This is a genomic window from Streptomyces sp. NPDC060205 (assembly GCF_042728395.1).
In the GTDB taxonomy this organism is placed as follows: domain Bacteria; phylum Actinomycetota; class Actinomycetes; order Streptomycetales; family Streptomycetaceae; genus Streptomyces.
Genome location: NZ_JBHWZP010000053.1, coordinates 1 through 20,434, shown reverse-complemented (window position 1 = coordinate 20,434; position 20,434 = coordinate 1). Strand labels below are relative to the sequence as shown.

The window sequence follows — 20,434 nt, the reverse complement described above, 5'->3', positions numbered from 1 at the left end:
TGTCGATGTCCTTGGTGATCACTTGTCCCCACCCACTCCGAACTTGCTCAGCCGCAGATAGACCATCGAGCAGAAGAGGAGAATCACGAACGCGACGGTGGTCAGGGCCGAGGCGTAGCCGAAGTTGTGTGCGTCGACGCTGGTGTTGGCGATGTAGAGCGGGAGGGTCGTCGTCTCCCCCGCGGGTCCGCCGCCGGTGAGGGTGTAGAGCAGGTCGACGTTGTTGAACTCCCACACCGCGCGCAGCAGCGTGGAGAGGATGATCGCGTCCTTCAGGTGGGGCAGGGTGATGTGCAGGAACTGCCTCAGGCGGCCGGCGCCGTCGACCTCGGCGGCCTCGTAGAGGTCCTTCGAGACGGACTGGAGGTCGGCGAGGATGAGGATGGCGAAGAAGGGGACGCCGCGCCACAGGTCCGCGACCACCGCCGCGGGGAAGACCGTGGAGGTGTCGGAGAGCCAGCTGGTGCCGTACTCCCCGATGCCCATGTCCGCGAGGTAACGGGTGATGCCCGTCTGGGAGTTGTAGAGCAGGACCCAGATCGCGGAGGTGAGCACCCCGGAGACGGCCCAGGGCGAGAAGACCATGGCGCGGCCGAGGGAGCGGCCCACGAAGGTCTGGTTGACGATCAGCGCGAGGGCCAGGCCGAACATCAGCTGCAGCCCGACCTCGACGACGACCCACTTGCCGCTGAAGACCAGCGTGTCCCAGAACTGCGGGTCCTCGGTGAAGATGCGGGTGAAATTGTCGAAGCCCGCGTAGCCGTTGCGCCACGGCTTGGTGGGGTTGTAGTTCTGCAGGCTGTAGTAGAAGACGCTGAGGACCGGGTACGCGATGAAGCCCAGCATCAGCAGTCCCGCCGGGGCGATCAGCAGATACGGGAGCCTGCGGGGCGTCGCCGAGCCACGGCGCCGCCTCGGTGGCGCGGGCTGCTTCGCCACGGCTGCGGCTTGTGCCATGACTGTTCTCCGTTCTCGGGTGTGCGGGTCGAGCCGGTGGTACGGGCGCGCGATCTTGATGGCAAGCGCTTTCACGTACGGTGTGCGGAAGCCGGACCGCGCGGGGCGAAGCGGTCCCGGGTGGTACGGATCAGCCCGCGTACGGGTCCGGCACCTTGCCCGGCCGGGCCAGGAAGGCGAAGTCGCAGCCGGTGTCGGCCTGGGTGATCTGGTCGTTGTAGAGCGCGCCGTAGCCACGCTCGAAGCGCTCGGGCGGCGCGGTCCACCGCTCCCGCCGCCGCTCCAACTCCTCGTCGTCCACGTTCAGTTGCAGCGACCGCGCGTCGACGTCGAGGGTGATGCTGTCACCGGTGCGGACCAGGGCGAGCGGCCCGCCGATGTACGACTCCGGCGCCACGTGCAGCACACAGGCGCCGTAACTCGTCCCGCTCATCCGGGCGTCGGAGATCCGCACCATGTCCCGTACGCCCTGCTTCAGCAGATGGTCGGGGATGGGCAGCATCCCGTACTCGGGCATGCCCGGGCCGCCCTTGGGGCCGGCGTTGCGCAGCACCAGTACGGTGTCGGCGGTGATGCCCAGCTCCGGGTCGTTGATGGTGCGCTGCATGGTCCGGTAGTCGTCGAAGACGACCGCGGGGCCGGTGTGCTTGAGCAGGTGCGGCTCGGCGGAGATGTGCTTGATGACCGCGCCGTCGGGGCAGAGGTTGCCGCGCAGGACGGCGACGCCTCCCTCGGTGGCGACGGGGTTCTCGCGGGTGCGGATGACCTCGTCGTTGTGCACCTGCGCCGGGGCGAGCTGTTCGCGCAGGGTGTCGTGGGAGACGGTCGGCCGGTCCAGGTGCAGCAGATCGGTGATGCGCGAGAGGAACCCGGGCAGTCCGCCGGCGAAGTGGAAGTCCTCCATGAGGTACCGCTGACCGCCGGGCCGTACGTTCGCGAGGACCGGCACCGTACGGGCGATGCGGTCGAAGTCGTCGAGGGTGAGCCGGGCTCCGGCGCGTCCCGCCATGGCGATGAGGTGGATCACGGCGTTGGTGGAGCCGCCGAGTCCGAGGACGGTCGTCACGGCGTCCTCGAAGGCGTCCTGGGTGAGGATGTCCGACAACTTCCTTTCCTTGCGGACCAGTTCGACGATCCTGAGCCCCGAGGCGGCGGCCATCCGGTCGTGCCCCGAGTCGACCGCGGGGATGCTGGAGGCGCCGGGCACGGTGACCCCGAGCGCCTCGGCGGCGGCGGTCAGCGTGGACGCCGTACCCATGGTCATGCAGTGTCCCGGCGAGCGCGCGAGGCCGCTCTCCAGTTCGGTCATCTCGCAGTCGCCGATGAGCCCGGCGCGCTTGTCGTCCCAGTACTTCCACATGTCGGTGCCCGAGCCGAGGATCTCGTTGCGCCAGTGGCCCGGCAGCATGGGCCCGGCGGGCACGAACACGGTCGGCAGGTCCACGGACGCGGCGCCCATCAGCAGCGCGGGCGTCGACTTGTCGCAGCCGCCCATCAGGACGGCCCCGTCGACCGGGTACGACCTCAGGAGTTCCTCGGTCTCCATCGCGAGCATGTTGCGGTAGAGCATCGGGGTCGGCTTCTGGAAGGTCTCGCTGAGCGTCGACACCGGGAATTCGAGGGGGAAGCCACCGGCCTGCCACACACCGCGCTTGACCGCCTGGGCCCGGTCGCGCAGATGGACGTGGCAGGGGTTGATGTCGGACCAGGTGTTGAGGATCGCGATGACCGGCTTGCCGAGGTGCTCCTCGGGGAGGTAGCCGAGCTGCCGGGTGCGGGCGCGGTGGCTGAAGGAGCGCAGTCCCTCGGTGCCGTACCACTGGTGGCTGCGCAACTGCCGCTCCGGAGCCGGGCTTTCACCGCCGGCGGGCGTCGATGGGCCGGCGTCGGTCATATGGACCACCCCCCGGCGATGGCGGCGACCTCGGCCCGTTCGGACTCGGGGAGCTGCCTGCTCGGCGGGCGGACGTCCCGGCGGCACAGGCCCAGCGAGGCCAGGGCCTCCTTCACGACCGTCACGTTGTTGGCGGAGCCGTTGGCCCCGCGCAGTTCCTCGAAGCGGCGGATCTGCTCCCAGACCTTCATCGCGCCCGCGTAGTCACCGGAGCGCAGCGCCTCGATCATGTTCAGCGAGACGGCCGGGGCGACGTTCACCAGGCCGGAGGTGAAGCCCGTGGCGCCTGCCGAGAAGTACGAGGGCGCGTACGGCTCCGCGAGCCCGGCCACCCACACGAAGCGTTCGAGGCCCGCGTCCCGGGCGAACGCGGCGAAGCGGGCCGCGTCCGGTACGGCGTACTTCACGCCGATCACGTTCGGGCAGGCGTCGGCCAGTTCGGCGAGCCGCGCGCCGGCGAGCACCGGGTTGCGGATGTAGGGGACCACGCCCAGCTCGGGGACGGCCTCCGCGATCGCCCGGTGGTAGTCGACCCAGCCGTCCTCCGACACGTACGGGTGCACGGGCTGGTGGACCATCACCATCTCGGCCCCGAGCTGCCGGGCGTGGCGGGCGGAGGCGACGGCGGTCGGCAGGTCGTGTCCGACGCCGACCAGGACGGTGGCCCGGCCCCGCGCCTCGTCGACGGTCAGCTCCGTGACCAGGCGCCGCTCCTCGGGGCTGAGGGCGTAGAACTCGCCGGTGTTGCCGTTCGGGGTGACGATGCGGACACCGCCGTCGAGCGCCCGGCGCAGCAGCGCGCGGTGCACGTCCCTGTCGATGGAGCCGTCCTCGGCGAACGGGGTCACGGGGATCGCCACCACGTCGGCGAGGGCGGCCCGTTGGGCCTCGAACGTGGTCGTGGTCGCGGTCATTCCTGCTCACCCTTTCCCTGGGCCTCGGGGAAGGCCCGTTGCACGAACGAGGCGATGTGCGAGTGCAGGGCGCGCGCCGCGCCGTCCGAGTCGCCTTCGAGGGCGAGCCGCAGGATCTCCCGGTGCTCGGCGGCCTCGCGCTCCCAGGACGGGTCGGCGGCCCAGGCCACCGCGGAGACCAGGGCGGCCTGGTCCCTGACCTCGTCGAGCATCCGGCCGAGCAGCGGGTTGCCGCAGCGGACGTACAGGGAGCGGTGGAACTCGCGGTTGGCGAGGGACCGCTGGGCGGTGTCGGTGGCGGCGTCGGCGCGCTCCAGTGCCTCACGCGCCGTGTCGAGGGAGGTGCCGCGCAGGACGGAGCGCCGCAGGGCCTCCGGTTCGAGCAGCAGCCGCACGTCGTACACCTCGCGTGCCATGTCCGCGTCCACCATGCGCACCGTGACGCCCTTGTACTGGTTCATCACGACGAGCCCGGTGCCGGCCAGGGTCTTGAGCGCCTCGCGCACCGGGGTCTTGGACACCCCGAACTGTGCGGCGAGCTCGGTCTCGACCAGGGGCTGCCCCGGGGTCAACTGCCCGGTGAGGATGCGGTGTTTGATCCCCTCCTGCACGAACTGCGTGCGGGAGGGGATCGGCGTGGGCACAGAGGTCATGCTCGCCTCTCGGTGGCACGGATCGGTGAGGCGGAGCCCTCAGGGATCGAGGGATCGCGTATCTGATCTCGCGTATCTCGTCTCATATATGACGTACGAAGTACGACGCGATGAAGCTAGAAGCGCCTCCGTGTTTCGTCAATGCTTCCGACAAAAGAAGTTGCCGTGGACTTCGGCGGCCGTGGGTTCACCAGTCGATCGCGGCCGCCACCGGCAGGTGGTCGCTGCCCGTGGACGGCAGCACCCGCGCGCTCCTCGGCTCCACCGCGCGGACCAGGATCTGGTCGATCCGCGCCACCGGGAAACTCGCCGGCCAGGTGAAGCCGAAGCCGTCCCCCACCGCGTCCTGGACCGGGTGCAGTTGCGAAGTGAGTCCGGCGAACGCGCGGTCGTCCATGGTGCCGTTCAGATCGCCGAGCAGTACCACCCGCTCGTTCGGCTCGGCGGCGACGGCCTCGGCGAGCGCCTTCGCGTTCCTGTCCCGCGAGTCCGTCCAGAAACCCGACCGGGGGTTCACCCGGGCCGAGCCCAGGTGGGCCACGTACACCGCCAGCGGTCCGTGCTCCGTGGCCACCGTGGTGCGCAGCGCCCGGTTCTCGGCCGTCGTGGCGCCGGCCGGTCTGGTCCTGGCCAGGGGTCCGACGTCCGTCCTGAGGTCGACCGGCCGGGTGTCCGACAGGGGCAGCCTGCTCCACAGTCCGACCGTGCCGATGACCGTGTGGTGCGGGTAGGCCTTCGCCAGGCCCTTCTCGTAGGTGTCCCGGTCCTGCGGGGTCACCTCCTCCAGCGCCAGTACGTCCGCACCAGAGGCGGCCAGGGCGCGGGCGGTGCCGGCCGGATCGGGGTTGGCGGCGCCGACGTTGTGGCTCGCCACGGTGAGGTCGCCGCCCGGCTGGGACCTGTCGCCGAGCAGCCCGCCGTACAGGTTCAGCCACACCGTGACCGGCAGCAGCAGCGCGACCACGGCGGAGGCGGAGCGGCGCCACAGCGCCCCGGCGAGCAGCACCGGCACGAACAGGCCGAACCAGGGCAGGAAGGTCTCCACCAGGCTACCGAGGTTCCCGATCCGGTTCGGGATGCCCGCGTGCAGCCGCAGGGTCAGGCCGAGGAGCAGCGCCAGGGCCGTGAGCAGCGGGCCGCGCCTCCAGGGGGCCGGCCGCAGAGCGGCGCGGATCGCGCGGCGGACGACGGGCCCAGCCGTCGTGCCCGCCGTGTCGGAGACATCGGTCGCATCGGTCACGCCGGCCACGTCGTCCGTGTCGGCCTGCGTCATCGTGCGTCCCGGCTCGTTTCCGGTCACTGCCGCATCCTCGGATCCTCGGTGGGGTTGGCGTACATGTCCGGGCACCCGTGCCCGATCGCCCGGGTACGCAGTTCGAAGTGCCAGGGCTCGTTCCGGTAGATCTGGCACAGCCCGTGGTCGACGCCGTGCTCGGACAGCCACTCCGCCGCGTCGGAGTGCCCGATGTCGACGGCGTCCCCCGACACGTGCGGGGACGTCGCCGCGGTGGCCACCCATCGGGCGGCCTCCTCCTCGGACCCGTGGGCGGCGACCGCCTCGCGCAGCAGCCGGTTCTGGTACTTCGGCGAACGCCAGCCGCTGTTGACGTAGAACTCGACCCCGTCGGACACGGCGGCCGTCGCGGCCCGGCGCAGGGCGTGGAGCAGCCGCGGATCCAGCTTCGTCACGGCCTCGAACGAGTCGTCGAAGACCGTCACGCCGTCGGGGACGACACCGTCGGCCGAGGAGAGGGAGGAATCCGTGTGGGCCTTCGACGAGGCCTTCGACGACAACCAGGACGTCGGCAGCTGCGGGCCGAGGGCGAGGGCGATCGCCGCCACGCCTGCCACGACGCCTGTCAGGACCACTGCCCCCACGACGAGGAGGAGCGGGCGGATCCGGCGGCCCGGTAAGCGCGCAGATGGTGGGTTTCGAGTCATACCGCCAGTCAAGGCGGCGTGATGTTGCCCCCATGTATCCGGTTTTCGATACGCCGGCGATAGGCGCCGGCTCGTAGCCTCAAGCACATGCGAGTGCTGATCGTCGAGGACGAGCCCTATCTGGCGGAAGCCATCCGCGACGGCCTGCGCCTGGAGGCGATCGCGGCGGACATCGCGGGCGACGGCGACACCGCGCTGGAACTGCTGGGCGTCAACGCGTACGACATCGCCGTGCTCGACCGCGACATTCCCGGGCCGTCCGGTGACGAGATCGCCAAGGCCGTCGTCGCCTCCGGCAGCGGTATGCCGATCCTGATGCTCACCGCCGCCGACCGTCTCGACGACAAGGCCAGCGGGTTCGAGCTGGGCGCCGACGACTACCTCACGAAACCGTTCGACCTCCAGGAACTCGTCCTCAGGCTCAGAGCGCTCGACCGCAGACGCGGCCACAGCAGGCCACCCGTGCGGGAGATCGCGGGCCTGCGCCTGGACCCGTTCCGCCGCGAGGTCTACCGCGACGGCCGCTATGTCGCGCTGACCAGGAAGCAGTTCGCCGTGCTGGAGGTCCTCGTCGGCGCCGAGGGCGGTGTCGTCAGCGCCGAGGAGCTGCTGGAACGCGCGTGGGACGAGAACGCCGACCCGTTCACCAACGCCGTGCGCATCACCGTCTCGGCCCTGCGCAAACGGCTCGGCGAACCCTGGATCATCGCCACCGTGCCGGGCGTCGGCTACCGCATCGAGACCCGACCGGAGGCGGCGGATGCCTGACACACCGCGCACGCCGAGCACCGAGCCGAACGGGCCGGAGACGACCGTGGACAGGGCCCCCGGTCTGAGCGTGCGCGCCAGGCTCACCCTCAGCTACGCGGGGTTCCTCATGCTCGCCGGTGTCCTGCTGCTCGCGGCGGTGTGGCTGTTCCTCCTGCGGTACGTCCCCGACCGCGCGATGCTCATCAACGCCGACGACAGCGCCATGAACGGCATCTTTCCCATCCGGTCCAATCTGCTGCGCGAGTTCGCTCCGCGGGCAGCCGCCGTGCTGGCGTTCCTGCTGGTGTTCGGCCTGGTCGGAGGGTGGGTCCTGGCCGGCCGGATGCTCGCGCCGCTGACCCGTATCACCGGCGCCACCCGCCTGGCCTCGGCCGGGACGCTCTCCCACCGCATCCGGCTGCCGGGCCGCAGGGACGAGTTCCGTGAACTCGCCGACGCCTTCGACTCGATGCTGGCCCGGCTCGAAGAACACGTCGCCGAACAGCGGAGGTTCGCGGCGAACGCCTCGCACGAGCTGCGCACCCCGCTGGCGATCTCGAAGGCCCTCATCGACGTGGCCCGTTCCGATCCGGACCACGACCCCGGCGAGGCCGTCGAACGCCTCCACGCCGTCAACACCCGGGCCATCGACCTCACCGAGGCACTGCTCCTGCTCGGCCGCGCCGGGCAGCGGACGTTCACCCGCGAGGACGTCGACCTGTCCCTCCTGGCCGAGGAGGCCGCCGAAACGCTCCTGCCCCTCGCGGAGAAGCGGGGCGTCGCTCTGGAGATCCGCGGCGACATCACCCCCACCTCCGGATCGCACGCGCTCCTGCTGCAGCTGACCACGAACCTCGTCCAGAACGCGATCGTCCACAATCTGCCCGACGGCGGCAGGGTGTGGGTGCGGACCGGCGTCCGGCCCGGCGGTGCGGTGCTCACCGTCGAGAACTCCGGCGAGCGGATCTCCCCGGAGCTGGCCTCGGCCTTCACCGAGCCGTTCCGGCGCGGCGCCGAACGCGTCCACACCGATCACGGGGGCGTCGGCCTCGGCCTGGCGATCGTCGGGACCATCGCGCACGCACACGACGGAACGCTCACCCTCACCCCGCGCCCCGCCGGCGGGCTGCACGTCACGGTGGAACTGCCCGGAGCCTGAGGCCCTCTCAGCGCTCGCCGGTGGTGGCCCGCCACCCCGGGTCCCGTCCGCTCAGCCCGATCACCCGGTCCAGCAGGGGCGCCCCCTCCGGGACGGCCACCACCGGGCCGAAGATGCTGCCGCGCGACGGGTCGTCGACGGACGCGGCCAGCATCTGGTACGCCGCCCGCAGGGCCGCCTCGTCGGGCACGTACTCCTGTCCGGTCGCGCGGGCCAGATCCCAGCCGTGCACGACGAGTTCGTCGGTGGCGACGATGCCCGCGATCTCGCCGGGCAGATCCACTCCGCCCGCCCGCGTCTGCCCCGTCCACGCGGCCGGGTCGCGCCAGGCCTCGGCCAGCTCGACCAGCAGCTTGGGCAGTTCGCCGCGCCACCCGGGTGTCAGGTCGGGCAGCCCCGCGGTGGGCGCGGTGTCCGTCGTGGCCCCGAGATCCTTCCGCCCGGCGTCGCGGAAGGCCGCGGCGAGGCCGGTCAGATGCCCGACCAGATGGCGTACCGCGTAGTCAGGACACGGGGTGGCGTCCTCCAGCTGGTCCTCGCGCACCGCGTCCGCGATGCGCGCCACGAGCAGGGCCTGCGGCCCCAGGTCAAGGGTGGTCGCCGTGCTCTCGCCGTCGCCCATGGTGGGTTCCTCTCGTCACAGGGTCGTCATGAGGTCGTCAGGGGTCATCAGGGTTCGTATCGGGGTCGTCATGGGGGTAGACCGTCGGCCGTACGAAAACTCATCGCTCCCCCTCCCAAGATCGTGCTCAGGAATCTGGCCAGGTGTCCGAACCGCCGGGATGCTCGGGACTGCCGGGATTCCCGGAGCCGGGGACCACGAGGGGAGCCACGTCATGAAGGCGATCGTCCAGGATGCCTACGGATCGGCGGACCTGCTGGAACTGCGGGAGATCGAGCGTCCCGTCCCCCGCGACGACGAGGTGCTGGTCGAGATCCGCGCGGCCGGTCTCGGGCCCGAGGTGTGGCACCTCATGACGGGCCGCCCGCTGGTGGCACGCGCCGTCCTCGGCCTCCGTAAACCCAGGAACCCGGTACGGGGCTGGGACGGCGCCGGACGCGTCGAGGCCGTCGGGGCGAAGGTGACCGACTTCAAGCCGGGCGACGAGGTGTTCGGCAACTGCGAGGGCTCCTTCGCCGAGTTCGCGTGTGCCAAGGCCGCGAAGCTCGCCCTCAAACCGGCCGGCCTCACCTTCGAGCAGGCCGCCGCCCTCCCCGTGTCGGCCATGACCGCCTTCCAGGCCCTGAGCGGCACCGCCCGCCCGAAGCCGGGCCAGCGGGTCCTCGTCATCGGCGCCTCCGGCGGGGTGGGCTCGTACGCCGTCCAGCTCGCCGCCGTGTACGGGGCCGAGGTCACCGGTGTGTGCGGCCCCGGCGGCGCGGACTTCGTACGGGCCCGGGGTGCCGCGCACGTCATCGACTACACCACCGAGGACATCGGCGACGGTCCGCACCCGCACCGCTACGACGTCGTCGTCGACAACGCGGGGCAGCGCCCCCTGTCCGTGCTGCGCCGCGCCCTGGCCCCGCACGGCACCCTCGTGATCGTCGGCGGCGAGGGCGGCACCGCGCTGTTCGGCGGGCTGAGCCGTGGTCTGCGGGCCGTCCTGCTGTCGCCGTTCGTCCGCCAGAACCTCCGCAACCTCGTCTCCGTGGCCCGCCGCGAGGACCTGCTCGCCCTCAAGGAACTCGCCGAGAACGGCAAGCTCGTCCCGCCCGTCGACCGCACCTACCCGCTCGCCGAGACCGCCGACGCCGTCCGCCATCTGGAGAAGGGCCACCCGCGGGGCAAACTCGTCATCACCGTCCCTTAGAGGGCCCTCTGGAGGCCGTCGCCCGGCGCCCCTGCCGCGTACCCCGTCTAAGGCACCTGCCCGATCCCCGCCCCGGGGCCTTAGCTACACGATGACCGGGCATGACGGAACGAACACCGCGGGCACCGCGGACGTCCCCGGCGGCCCGCCCGGCGTGGGCGGTGGTCCGTGTCCTGCGGGACCGCAACGCAGGGCTGTATCTGAGCGGGGTCGTGGTCTCCGGCTTCGGCTCGTCGGCGATGTGGCTGGTGGCCGGGGTCTGGGTGAAGGACCTGACCGGCTCGGACGGCCTGGCCGCCCTCTGCGTCTTCGCCCTGTGGGCGCCCACGCTGATCGGCCCGGCGCTGGGCACCCTCGCCGACCGCACCCGCCGCCGCCCGCTGCTGGTGTGGACGAACCTGGGCCTGGCCGCGCTCCTCCTGCCGCTCCTCGCGGTGGACTCGCCGGGCACCCTGTGGATCCTGTTCACCGTGCTCCTCGTGTACGGGGCGGCCGGTGTCGTCCATGACGCGGCGGAGGCGGCGCTGGTGGCCACCGCCGTCGACACACGGCTCCTCGGGGACTTCAACGGGCTGCGGATGACGGCCAACGAGGGCATGAAACTGCTCGCCCCGCTCGCCGGGGCGGGCCTGTACGCGGCGTACGGGGGCGCCCGCGTCGCGCTCCTGGACGCCTGCACCTTCTCCCTCGCCGCGGGCCTCTACACGCTCCTGCGCGTCCACGAGCCGCCGCCGCGCCCGGCGGAGGGCGCCGCCGGATGGCGTGCCCGGACCGTCGAGGGCGCCCGCTTCCTGTGGGGCCACCCGGTCCTGCGCCCGCTCGTCCTCGCCGGCGGCACGACGATGCTCTTCGCGGGCGTCAACGGCGCGATGGTCTACGCGGTGGCGGAGGGCCTCGGGCACTCCCCCGCGTACGTGGGGCTGCTGTACGTCGCCCAGGGCGCCGGTTCGGTGGCGATCGGCCTGGTCTCGGGGCCGCTCCTGCGCCGGCTGGGCGAGCGGCGGTTCGCGCGGTACGGCATCGCGCTGACCGCCGTGGCCGTGACGGCTCGCGCGCTCCCGTACGACGCGGTGGCGCTCGGCTCCGCCGTGGCGGTGGGGGTCGGGCTGCCGTGCGTGCTGATCGCGGCGCTCACGGCTGTGCAGCGGGAGACTCCGGGTGCGCTGCTCGGCCGTACGGCGGCGACCGCGAACACGTTGCTGTTCGCGCCCAACGCGGTCGGGATTGCGCTGGGAGCGGGTCTTGTGGAACTCGTTCCATATCAGGGCCTGTTGGTGGCCGTGGGGATTACGCGGCTCGTCACGGTGCTGCCCGGCTGTGGCTGGCCGCGCAGTTCCCCGCGCCCCTGAAAGCGGGGGTTGCGCGGCTCGTCACCGTGCTGCCCGGCCGTGGCTGGCCGCGCAGTTCCCCGCGCCCCTGAAAGCGGGGGTTGCGCGGCTCCTCACCGTGCTGCCCGGCCGTGGCTGGCCGCGCAGTTCCCCGCGCCCCTGAAAGCGGGGGTTGCGCGGCTCGTCACCGTGCTGCCCGGGTGTGGTTGGCCGCGCCGTTCCCCGCGCCCCTGAAAAGCGGGGCTTCGCCCCGCCTTTTCAATCCTGCAGCGCGCGGAGTCCCCAAGCGGGCCTCTGCGCTCAGCCCAGCCTCGTCAGCGCCTGCTTCACCAGGGTCAGGTCCTCCTCCGATGCCAAGCCCGCGTGGTAGAGCCGCAGTTCGGTGGCTCCTCGGTCGGCTGCCTGCGTCGCGTCCTCGTGGAGGGTTGCGGGGCTGCCGCCCATTCCGGCCACCACCGGGAAGTTGGCCGCCAGTACGTCGTCCTTTCCGGCGTGTGCCGCGAAGGGGGCCAGCAGGCCCGAGCCTCCCCCGCACGGGACGACCACGCCGTCGGCGACGGTCAGGATGTGCTCCGGGTCCACGCCGGCGTTCGCGCCCACGTGGTACGAGTCCGGGTCCGCGTGCAGCAGGATCCGGAAGCCGTCGGGGGCCGCCGCCCGGACGGCGGCGACGACGTCCGTCTGGAAGGAGCGGGCCGCGGAGTCGCGCCACGCGCGCGTGGCCGTCGCCAGGTCGCCGCCCAGCAGCTTCTCCACGGCCTCCCAGCCCCCGGCGGGCGTCCCGCCGCGCCACACGGGCTCCAGGGCGCGCCGGACCGCCGAGGCCAACTCATCGGCGTCCAGACCCAGTTGCGTATACCCGTCGCGGCACACCGGGCAGAAGCACAGCGACATCAGGTACGTCCCGGCGTCCCCGAGCGCGACACCGGACGTCTTGTCGTGGGCGTGCAGATGCGGGAGCCCGTACCAGCCGAGGGATTCGAGTTCCGTACCCGCCGCTCCCGGCCGTACGGCCGCCTCGACGGCCAGGTCGGTCAGGTAGGCGCGCGTCTCCGGCTGCGCGATGCAGGGTGCCCAGGGGTAGCGGTCTCCGTACGCGTTGACCACTGAGGTGTCCGGGAACTCCTCGCCCATACGGGAGTTGTGCGCGAGGACCACCCAGGTGTGCACGTCGAGTCCGGCTCCCGCGAGGGCCTCGGCCGCCTCCCCGTACGCGTCGCCCGGCGCCCAGTCCCCGGCGGGGTACGGGCGCAGCCTGCGCCCCTGCCAGCGTCCGGTGTCCGGCGAGTAGAGGACGGCGGCGTGCGGCGCGGTGACGATGCGGTGGCGGGGGTGCCGGGGGGTCAGCGCGCGCGTGGAGTGGTACGCGGACGCGAGGGTCGCCTGCTGTACGCCGAGCCCGGCGATGCGTGCCGCCGCCCCGGGGTCGCCGTTGACGTCCCACGGATAGACGAAGGCCGACGCCCTCACTTGGCCTCCTCCAGGAGCGCGTGGCCGCGTTCGATCAGCTGGGCGAGCTGCTTGAGGTGGTCCTCGGACGGTTCGTGCAGCGGCGGCCGTACCTCGCCCACGTCGAGCCCCCGCAGCCGTACCCCGGCCTTGACGAGCGAGACGGCGTATCCGCGGCCCTGGGCGCGCAGTTCGACGAGCGGCCGGTAGAAGCCGTCGAGCAGCCGGTTGACGGTCGCGTCGTCGCCGGAGCCCATGGCGCGGTGGAAGGCGAGGGCGATCTCGGGCGCGAAGCAGAAGACGGCGGACGAGTAGAGGGTGATGCCGATGCCCCGGTAGGCGAGGCCGGTGAGTTCGGCGGTCGGCAGCCCGTTGAAGTAGAGGAAGTCGCCCGGCACCTCTGACCGTACGGCGCTGACGATGCGCTGCATGAGGTCGAGGTCGCCGGTGCCGTCCTTGAAGCCGATGACCCCTTCGGTGCGGGCCAGCGCGACCACGGTCTCCGGGGTGAAGACGGCGTTGTCGCGCTGGTACACGACGATGTCGAGCGAGGTGGCGCCGGCGAGTTCCGTGTAGTGCCGCAGCAGCCCCTCCTGTCCGGCGACCACGAGGTAGGGCGGCATGGCGAGCAGCCCGTCGGCGCCGGCCTCCTCGGCGAGCCGCGCGTAGCGCACCGCGAGGGCGGTCCCGTAGCCCGCGCCCGCGACGACGGGCACCCGGCCCGCGGTCTCCTCCACGGCGGCCTGGACGCAGTCCTGGAACTCCTCGGGCGTGAGCGCGTGGAACTCGCCGGTGCCGCAGCAGGCGAAGACGGCGGCGGCACCGGCCTCGACGCCCCGCCGGACGTGCTCGCGGTAGACGTCCAGGTCGATGGCCCCGTCCCGGTCGTACGCGGTGACGGGGAAGAACAGCGGCCCGCTGGGGATACTGAGTCGAGCGGCGAGGGGGGCTGACGACACGGGCTCTCCCTAGAGCATGTACGTACACGCCACCCGTGCACGTTTCTGATTTGCGTCCATGTCTCTGAACTCGCCCACGCTAGAGCTCGCCGTCGGGACCGGTCAAGCGGGCAAACCCGCATTCCCGGAGCAATTCCGGAAGGAGACCGGAGCAAGAAAGGACCCGAAATGCAACCGACCGACAGCGGATCCCCGCCCTTCGCGCGACACTTGACGCGAGCGGCGAACGATCCATAGCGTGTCCATGGATGTGAATGCCGTACACGCTTACGCATATGCATACGGCTGCTGATTCTAGGAGACCCGAGGATGCCCGCTCCGCGCACCGCTCCCCGCACCGTCCTGCTCACCGGCGCCGCCGGCGGCCTCGGCACCCTGATGCGCGGGCTGCTCCCCGCCTACGGCTACGAACTGCGCCTCCTCGACATGCGGCCCATCGACGGCGAGCCCGACGCGATCACCGCGGACCTCGGCGACAAGGAGGCCCTGCGCGAGGCCGTCCGCGGCGTGGACGCCGTCATCCACCTCGCGGGCATCTCCCTTGAGTCCACCTTCGACAAGATCCTGAAGGCGAACATCGAGGGCACCTACAACCTCTACGAGGCCGCGCGCGAGGAGGGCGTCGGACGGGTCGTCTTCGCCTCCTCGAACCACGCGGTCGGCTTCACTCCGCGCCCCGAGGGCGAGGCGCCCCACGAGCCGGGCGCCCTCATCCCCATCGACACCCCGCGCCGCCCGGACACCTTCTACGGCCTCTCCAAGTCCTTCGGCGAGGACCTGGCGCAGTTCTACTGGGACAAGCACGGCCTGGAGACCGTCTCCGTGCGCATCGGCTCCTGCTTCCTTGAGCCGACCACCGTGCGCATGCTGTCGGTCTGGATGAGCCCCGGCGACGGCGCCCGCCTCTTCCACGCGGCCCTGACCGCCGAGCAGGTCGGCCACAGCGTCGTCTACGGCTCCTCCGCCAACACCCGGCTGTGGTGGGACCTGTCGAGTGCCCGCGCGCTGGGCTACGAGCCGCAGGACGACTCCGAGCAGTACGCCGGGAAGCTGATCGCGGACCAGGGCGAACTGGACCCGTCGAACCCGGACCACGCCTGCCTCGGCGGCGCCTTCGTCACCAACCCCCCGGTGTGGCCCTACTGACACTCCCGGCCGCCCGTACCGGGCCCCGCCGACACTTCCGGCCACTCCACACGGACGACCTCACGGGGCGGACGGGCACCGAACGGGCCCGTCCGCTCCGCCGTTCGGGCACGCCCCCTGCCCGAATTACGCTCCGCCGCAGGTCCGCCGCGGGCGCCCGTCTCACCCAACGGGCACACACGGGCGCCATCGGACCCGCAACAGACCTGGTCAGTGGCGCGTACCCGCTGTAGAACTTCCCCCAAGGGTTGAACGGGCCCGAACGGGCAGTAGGCACGTACGCAAGGGAGCGGAAGCGGGTGTCGGGCATGAGCGCGGAAGAACGGCAACGGGCGATCGTGAAGACCGCCCGGCGCACAGGCGCCGTCGACGTGAACGAGCTCGCGGACGAGCTGGGCGTCGCCAGGGAGACCGTGCGCCGCGATCTGCGCGCCCTGGAGGACCACGGCCTCGTCCGCCGCACCCACGGCGGCGCCTATCCCGTGGAGAGCGCCGGCTTCGAGACGACGCTCGCCTTCCGCGCCACCAGCCACGTACCCGAGAAGCGCCGGATCGCCGCAGCCGCGGCCGAGCTGCTCGGGGACGCGGAGACGGTCTTCGTCGACGAGGGCTTCACCCCCCAGCTCATCGCCGAATCACTGCCCAGGGACCGGCCGCTGACCGTGGTCACCGCGTCCCTGGCCACCGCGGGCGCGCTCGCCGAGGCCGACAACAAGACGGTCCTGCTGCTCGGCGGCCGGGTCAGGCCCGGCACGCTGGCCACCGTCGACCACTGGACGACGAAGATGCTCGCGGGCTTCGTCATCGACCTGGCGTTCATCGGCGCCAACGGCATCTCGCGCGAACACGGCCTCACCACCCCCGACCCGGCCGTCAGCGAGGTCAAGTCACAGGCCATCCGGGCCGCGCGCCGCACGGTCTTCGCGGGCGTGCACACCAAGTTCGGCGCCGTCAGCTTCTGCCGCTTCGCGGAGATCGGCGCTCTGGAGGCGATCGTCACCAGTACGTTCCTCCCCACCTCCGAGGCCCACCGCTACTCGATGCAGGGCCCTCAGGTCATCCGCGTCTGACCCCGGAGTCCGAAAACCCGACCGACCCACTACAGCGGCACCACACTCCCCCTGCCGGCCCCTCGCGAGCCTTTGCCATCCCCATGTCATCCCATTTGTACTGATACATCCAGGAGTGATCCATGCGAACCCAGAGCCGACGGAGGCCGCGCGCGATGTTCGCCGCGGCCGCCGCAGGGACGCTGCTCGCCCCGCTGCTCTCCGGTTGCTGGGCCGGAGCGGGCGGTGCGGGCTCCGGTGGCAACTCCATCAACGTCCTCATGGTCAACAACCCGCAGATGGTGGAGCTGCAGAAGCTCACCGCGGCCCACTTCACCAAGGAGACCGGCATCAAGGTGAACTTCACCGTGCTGCCGGAGAACGACGTCCGCGACAAGATCAGCCAGGACTTCGCCAACCAGGCCGGCCAGTACGACGTCGCGACGCTCTCCAACTACGAGATACCGATCTACGCCAAGAACGACTGGCTGCACGAGATGGACTCGTACGTCGCCAAGGACCCTGGCTACGACGAGCAGGACGTCCTCAAGCCCATGCGCCAGTCCCTCACCGCGGAGGACGGCAAGCTCTACGGACAGCCCTTCTACGGCGAGTCGTCGTTCCTGATGTACCGCAAGGACGTGTTCGCCGAGAAGGGCCTGAAGATGCCCGCCCACCCGACCTGGGACGAGGTCGCCGACCTCGCCGCCAAGGCCGACGGCGCCGAGGCGGACATGAAGGGCATCTGCCTGCGCGGCCTGCCCGGCTGGGGCGAGATCATGGCCCCGCTCACCACGGTCGTGAACACCTTCGGCGGCACCTGGTTCGACAAGGACTGGAAGGCACGGCTCGACTCCCCCGAGTTCGAGAAGGCGACCAAGTTCTACGTCGACCTCGTCCGCAAGCACGGCGAGTCCGGCGCGGCCCAGTCCGGCTTCGCCGAGTGCCTCAACAACCTGACCCAGGGCAAGGTCGCCATGTGGTACGACGCCACCTCCGCGGCCGGTTCCCTGGAGGCGGCGAAGTCCCCCGTCAAGGGCAAGATCGGGTACGCGCCTGCGCCGGTCGACAAGACGGAGTCCTCGGGCTGGCTCTACACCTGGGCCTGGGGCATCCAGGACGCCTCCCGCAATCCCGACAAGGCGTGGAAGTTCGTCTCCTGGGCGTCCAGCAAGGAGTACGAGCAGCTGGTGGGTGACGAGATCGGCTGGTCCAACGTGCCGGCCGGCAAGCGCGCCTCGACGTACACGAACGCCGACTACCGCAAGGAGGCCGGCGCCTTCCAGGAGATGACGAAGGAAGCCATCGAGGGCGCCCGGCCCACCGACCCCGGCGTACAGCCGCGGCCCGCGCCCGGCATCCAGTTCGTCGGCATCCCCGAGTTCACCGATCTCGGTACCAAGGTCTCGCAGGAGATCAGCGCGGCCATCGCCGGACGCCAGTCCGTCGAGTCGGCCCTGAAGAAGTCCCAGAAGCTGGCCGAGGAGATCGCCGAGGAGTACGAGGGACGATGACCGCGACAACGACAGCCCCCGTGGCCGCACCATCCGTACACACGCAGAAGCGGCAGCCCTCCGGACGCATACGCGCCTGGGCGACCAGGGCCCCGCTCCTGCCCGCACTGATCTTCATGATCGCCGTGACCCAGCTGCCGTTCGTGGCCACGCTGGTGATCTCCTTCTTCGACTGGAACTCCCTCTACCCGGACGCCCGCAGCTTCACGGGCTTCGGCAACTACACGGAGGTCCTCACCGACGCGGCCCTGCGCAAGTCGGTCTGGGTGACCATCCTGCTCACCGTCTCCGTCGTCCTGGCCAGCCTGGTCCTGGGCCTCGGCCTCGCCCTCCTGCTGGACCGCAAGTTCCGGGGCCGCGGCCTGGTCCGCACCCTCTTGATCGCACCCTTCCTGGTGGTGCCCGTAGCAGCCGCCCTGCTCTGGAAGCATGTGCTCTACAACCCCGAGTACGGCCTGCTCAATGGCTTGCTGCACTATGTGGGCGGCCCACAGCCCGACTGGATCTCCAACACCCCGCTGCTCGCCATCGAGGCGTCCCTCGTCTGGCAGTGGACGCCCTTCATGATGCTGATCCTGCTGGCGGGCCTGCAGAGCCGGGACCACCAGCAGATCGAGGCGGCCAGGGTCGACGGCGCGAGCAACTGGCAGATCTTCCGCTACCTCACCCTGCCCCACCTGCGCCGCTACCTCGAACTGGGCGCCCTGCTCGGCTCGATCTACATCGTGCAGAACTTCGACGCGGTCTTCACGATCACGTCCGGCGGTCTGGGCACGGCGAACCTCCCCTACACCGTCTACCAGACCTTCTACCAGGCCCACGAGAACGGCCTCGCCTCCGCGGCCGGCGTCCTGGTCGTCATCGGCTCCATCATCATCGCGACCTTCGCACTGCGCGTGGTCTCGTCCCTGTTCCGCGAGGAGGTGGGCCGCGCATGAGCGCCACAGCCGTACAAGCCCGTCCCAGCAGCACCACGTCCGCCGACCCCATCCCCCGCCGCCCCAAGGGCCGGGGCCTGGGCCTGGTCGCCTGGCTGGCAGGCATCGTCTTCTTCCTGCCCATCGCCTGGATGGCCCTGACGTCCTTCCACTCCGAAACGGACGCGGCGACCAACCCACCGTCCTTCGCGGCACCCCTCACCCTCGACGGCTACCGCGAGTTCTTCGGCTCGGGCGGCGGGGCGAGCCCCTGGCCGTCCCTGATCAACTCGACCGTGGCGTCCCTGGCGTCGACGCTCCTGGTCCTGATCCTCGCCCTCCCCGCGGCGTACGCGCTCTCCATCCGCCCGGTCAAGAAGTGGACGGACGTCCTCTTCTTCTTCCTCTCCACCAAAATGCTGCCGGTGGTGGCGGGCCTCCTCCCGATCTACCTCTTCGCCAAGAACACCGGGATGCTGGACAACATCTGGCTCCTGGTCATCCTCTACACCTCGATGAACCTCCCGATCGCGGTGTGGATGATGCAGTCCTTCCTCTCCGAGGTCCCGGTGGCGATCATCGAGGCGGCCCAGATAGACGGCGCGAAACTCCCCACGATCCTCACCCGCGTCGTGGCTCCGATCGCCCTCCCCGGTATCGCGGCCACCTCCCTCATCTGCTTCATCTTCAGCTGGAACGAACTGCTGTTCGCCCGGGTGCTCACAGGCGTGGTGGCGGAGACCGCCCCCGTCTTCCTGACCGGCTTCATCACCAGCCAGGGCCTGTTCCTGGCGAAGGTGTGCGCCGCGTCGCTCGTCGTCTCCCTGCCGGTGCTCGCCGCAGGGTTCGCCGCCCAGGACAAACTGGTCCAGGGCCTGTCGCTGGGAGCCGTGAAATGAAGGCCGCCGTCATCGAGTCCGTGGGAAAGGCCGTCGTCTCCGAGGTCCCGGACCCGACACCGGGCCCGCGCGAGGTCGTCGTGGAGGTGTCGGCCTGCGGACTGTGCGGCACGGACCTGCACATCCTCCAGGGCGAGTTCGCCCCCAAGCTGCCGATCGTCCCCGGCCACGAGTTCGCGGGCGAGGTCGTCGGCGTGGGCCGACAGGTCACGGAACTCTCGGTCGGCGACCAGGTGGCCGTGGACCCCTCCCTGTACTGCTACGAGTGCCGCTACTGCCGTACGGGCCACAACAACCTCTGTGAGCGCTGGGCCGCGATCGGCGTGACCACGGCGGGCGGCGCCGCCCAGTACGCGGTCGCACCGGTCGCAAACTGCGTCAAGCTCCCCGAGCACGTACGTACCCAGGACGCGGCCCTGATCGAACCGCTCTCCTGCGCGGTACGCGGCTACGACGTCCTCAACTCCCGCCTCGGCTCCCACGTCCTGATCTACGGCTCCGGAACGATGGGCCTGATGATGCTGGAACTGGCGAAGCGGACGGGCGCGGCCAGCGTCGACATGGTCGACATCAACGCGCAGCGCCTCACCACCGCCCAGAAGCTCGGCGTCTCCGCGTCCGCGACCAGCGCCGACGAGCTGGACCGGCCGCAGGGCTGGGACCTGGTGGTCGACGCCACGGGCAACGCGGCGGCGATCCAGGACGGGCTGGAGCGGGTCGCCAAGGCGGGCACGTTCCTGCAGTTCGGAGTGGCCGACTACGCGACACGCGTCTCCATCGACCCGTACCGCATCTACAACCAGGAGATCACGATCACCGGTTCGATGGCGGTGCTCCACAGCTTCGAGCGGGCGGCGGAACTCTTCGCCACGGGCGTCCTGGACCCGGACATCTTCATCAGTGACCGCCTCCCCCTGGACCAGTACCCCCAGGCCCTGGACCAGTTCGCCTCGGGCATCGGCCGAAAGATCGTAGTGGTCCCCTAACCTTTCTCGCCCCCGCCGCCCCTACCCATTCCCATCCACGCATGGGGGCTGCGCCCCCTCGCCCCCGCTGCGCAGTTCCCCGCGCCCCCAGGTACCTCAGAGGGG

The 20,434-nt window shown here is 71.0% G+C and carries 19 protein-coding genes; 10 read left to right on the top strand and 9 right to left on the bottom strand.

The window, feature by feature from the left end:
* Window positions 1-18: 18 nt before the first annotated feature.
* The 6 genes from ACFWGJ_RS12615 to ACFWGJ_RS12590 all read right to left on the bottom strand — a co-directional run bounded on the left by ACFWGJ_RS12615 (window position 19) and on the right by ACFWGJ_RS12590 (window position 6,359).
* On the bottom strand, window positions 19-957 hold the full coding sequence (locus ACFWGJ_RS12615) for a carbohydrate ABC transporter permease (RefSeq protein ID WP_387323068.1): 939 nt from the start codon (window positions 955-957) through the stop codon (window positions 19-21).
* A 130-nt stretch (window positions 958-1,087) separates the two neighbouring features.
* Entirely contained in the window at window positions 1,088-2,851 is a 1,764-nt protein-coding gene (gene araD / locus ACFWGJ_RS12610) for an L-arabinonate dehydratase (RefSeq protein ID WP_387323066.1), read from the bottom strand.
* Entirely contained in the window at window positions 2,848-3,765 is a 918-nt protein-coding gene (locus ACFWGJ_RS12605) for a dihydrodipicolinate synthase family protein (protein ID WP_210883779.1), read from the bottom strand. Before ACFWGJ_RS12605 ends, araD begins: the two co-directional genes overlap by 4 nt.
* Complete coding sequence (locus ACFWGJ_RS12600) at window positions 3,762-4,418, bottom strand: GntR family transcriptional regulator (protein ID WP_210883778.1); 657 nt, start codon at window positions 4,416-4,418, stop codon at window positions 3,762-3,764. The genes ACFWGJ_RS12605 and ACFWGJ_RS12600 overlap by 4 nt, the downstream gene beginning before the upstream one ends.
* 187 nt (window positions 4,419-4,605) lie before the next feature.
* Window positions 4,606-5,691: an endonuclease/exonuclease/phosphatase family protein gene (locus tag ACFWGJ_RS12595; RefSeq protein ID WP_387323102.1), complete on the bottom strand. Its 1,086-nt coding sequence runs from the start codon at window positions 5,689-5,691 to the stop codon at window positions 4,606-4,608.
* 23 nt (window positions 5,692-5,714) lie between these two features.
* Window positions 5,715-6,359, bottom strand: a complete 645-nt coding sequence (locus tag ACFWGJ_RS12590; RefSeq protein ID WP_387323064.1) for a M15 family metallopeptidase — start codon at window positions 6,357-6,359, stop codon at window positions 5,715-5,717.
* 87 nt (window positions 6,360-6,446) lie between these two features.
* Here ACFWGJ_RS12590 and ACFWGJ_RS12585 point away from each other — a divergent pair, with 87 nt between their 5' ends.
* Both ACFWGJ_RS12585 and ACFWGJ_RS12580 read left to right on the top strand, forming a co-directional pair.
* On the top strand, window positions 6,447-7,127 hold the full coding sequence (locus ACFWGJ_RS12585; RefSeq protein ID WP_387323062.1) for a response regulator transcription factor: 681 nt from the start codon (window positions 6,447-6,449) through the stop codon (window positions 7,125-7,127).
* A 46-nt stretch (window positions 7,128-7,173) separates the two neighbouring features.
* On the top strand, window positions 7,174-8,268 hold the full coding sequence (locus ACFWGJ_RS12580) for a sensor histidine kinase (RefSeq protein WP_387323100.1): 1,095 nt from the start codon (window positions 7,174-7,176) through the stop codon (window positions 8,266-8,268).
* 7 nt (window positions 8,269-8,275) lie between these two features.
* On the opposite strand, the gene ACFWGJ_RS12575 is transcribed toward ACFWGJ_RS12580, so the two are convergent.
* Entirely contained in the window at window positions 8,276-8,890 is a 615-nt protein-coding gene (locus ACFWGJ_RS12575; RefSeq protein WP_387323060.1) for a TIGR03086 family metal-binding protein, read from the bottom strand.
* A gap of 214 nt (window positions 8,891-9,104) precedes the next feature.
* On the opposite strand from ACFWGJ_RS12575, the gene ACFWGJ_RS12570 reads away from it, so the two are divergent.
* Both ACFWGJ_RS12570 and ACFWGJ_RS12565 read left to right on the top strand, forming a co-directional pair.
* Complete coding sequence (locus ACFWGJ_RS12570) at window positions 9,105-10,082, top strand: NAD(P)-dependent alcohol dehydrogenase (RefSeq protein WP_387323058.1); 978 nt, start codon at window positions 9,105-9,107, stop codon at window positions 10,080-10,082.
* Between the two features lie 101 nt (window positions 10,083-10,183).
* Complete coding sequence (locus ACFWGJ_RS12565; RefSeq protein WP_387323056.1) at window positions 10,184-11,431, top strand: MFS transporter; 1,248 nt, start codon at window positions 10,184-10,186, stop codon at window positions 11,429-11,431.
* A gap of 279 nt (window positions 11,432-11,710) precedes the next feature.
* On the opposite strand, the gene ACFWGJ_RS12560 is transcribed toward ACFWGJ_RS12565, so the two are convergent.
* Window positions 11,711-12,880: a hypothetical protein gene (locus tag ACFWGJ_RS12560; RefSeq protein WP_387323054.1), complete on the bottom strand. Its 1,170-nt coding sequence runs from the start codon at window positions 12,878-12,880 to the stop codon at window positions 11,711-11,713.
* Window positions 12,877-13,818: a 5-dehydro-4-deoxyglucarate dehydratase gene (locus ACFWGJ_RS12555; RefSeq protein ID WP_387323052.1), complete on the bottom strand. Its 942-nt coding sequence runs from the start codon at window positions 13,816-13,818 to the stop codon at window positions 12,877-12,879. The genes ACFWGJ_RS12560 and ACFWGJ_RS12555 overlap by 4 nt, the downstream gene beginning before the upstream one ends.
* 309 nt (window positions 13,819-14,127) lie before the next feature.
* Between ACFWGJ_RS12555 and ACFWGJ_RS12550 the strand changes: the two genes are divergently transcribed.
* The 6 genes from ACFWGJ_RS12550 (at window position 14,128) to ACFWGJ_RS12525 (ending at window position 20,329) form a co-directional block, all read left to right on the top strand.
* Complete coding sequence (locus ACFWGJ_RS12550) at window positions 14,128-14,964, top strand: NAD-dependent epimerase/dehydratase family protein (protein ID WP_387323049.1); 837 nt, start codon at window positions 14,128-14,130, stop codon at window positions 14,962-14,964.
* 299 nt (window positions 14,965-15,263) lie between these two features.
* Window positions 15,264-16,034, top strand: a complete 771-nt coding sequence (locus tag ACFWGJ_RS12545) for a DeoR/GlpR family DNA-binding transcription regulator (RefSeq protein ID WP_107017685.1) — start codon at window positions 15,264-15,266, stop codon at window positions 16,032-16,034.
* A 122-nt stretch (window positions 16,035-16,156) separates the two neighbouring features.
* Window positions 16,157-17,527, top strand: a complete 1,371-nt coding sequence (locus tag ACFWGJ_RS12540) for an ABC transporter substrate-binding protein (protein ID WP_387323047.1) — start codon at window positions 16,157-16,159, stop codon at window positions 17,525-17,527.
* On the top strand, window positions 17,524-18,465 hold the full coding sequence (locus tag ACFWGJ_RS12535) for a carbohydrate ABC transporter permease (RefSeq protein ID WP_387323045.1): 942 nt from the start codon (window positions 17,524-17,526) through the stop codon (window positions 18,463-18,465). The genes ACFWGJ_RS12540 and ACFWGJ_RS12535 overlap by 4 nt, the downstream gene beginning before the upstream one ends.
* Window positions 18,462-19,343, top strand: coding sequence for a carbohydrate ABC transporter permease (locus ACFWGJ_RS12530; protein ID WP_387323043.1), 882 nt, complete (start codon window positions 18,462-18,464; stop codon window positions 19,341-19,343). Before ACFWGJ_RS12535 ends, ACFWGJ_RS12530 begins: the two co-directional genes overlap by 4 nt.
* Complete coding sequence (locus ACFWGJ_RS12525) at window positions 19,340-20,329, top strand: zinc-dependent alcohol dehydrogenase family protein (RefSeq protein WP_387323041.1); 990 nt, start codon at window positions 19,340-19,342, stop codon at window positions 20,327-20,329. Before ACFWGJ_RS12530 ends, ACFWGJ_RS12525 begins: the two co-directional genes overlap by 4 nt.
* The last annotated feature ends 105 nt before the right edge of the window (window positions 20,330-20,434 follow it).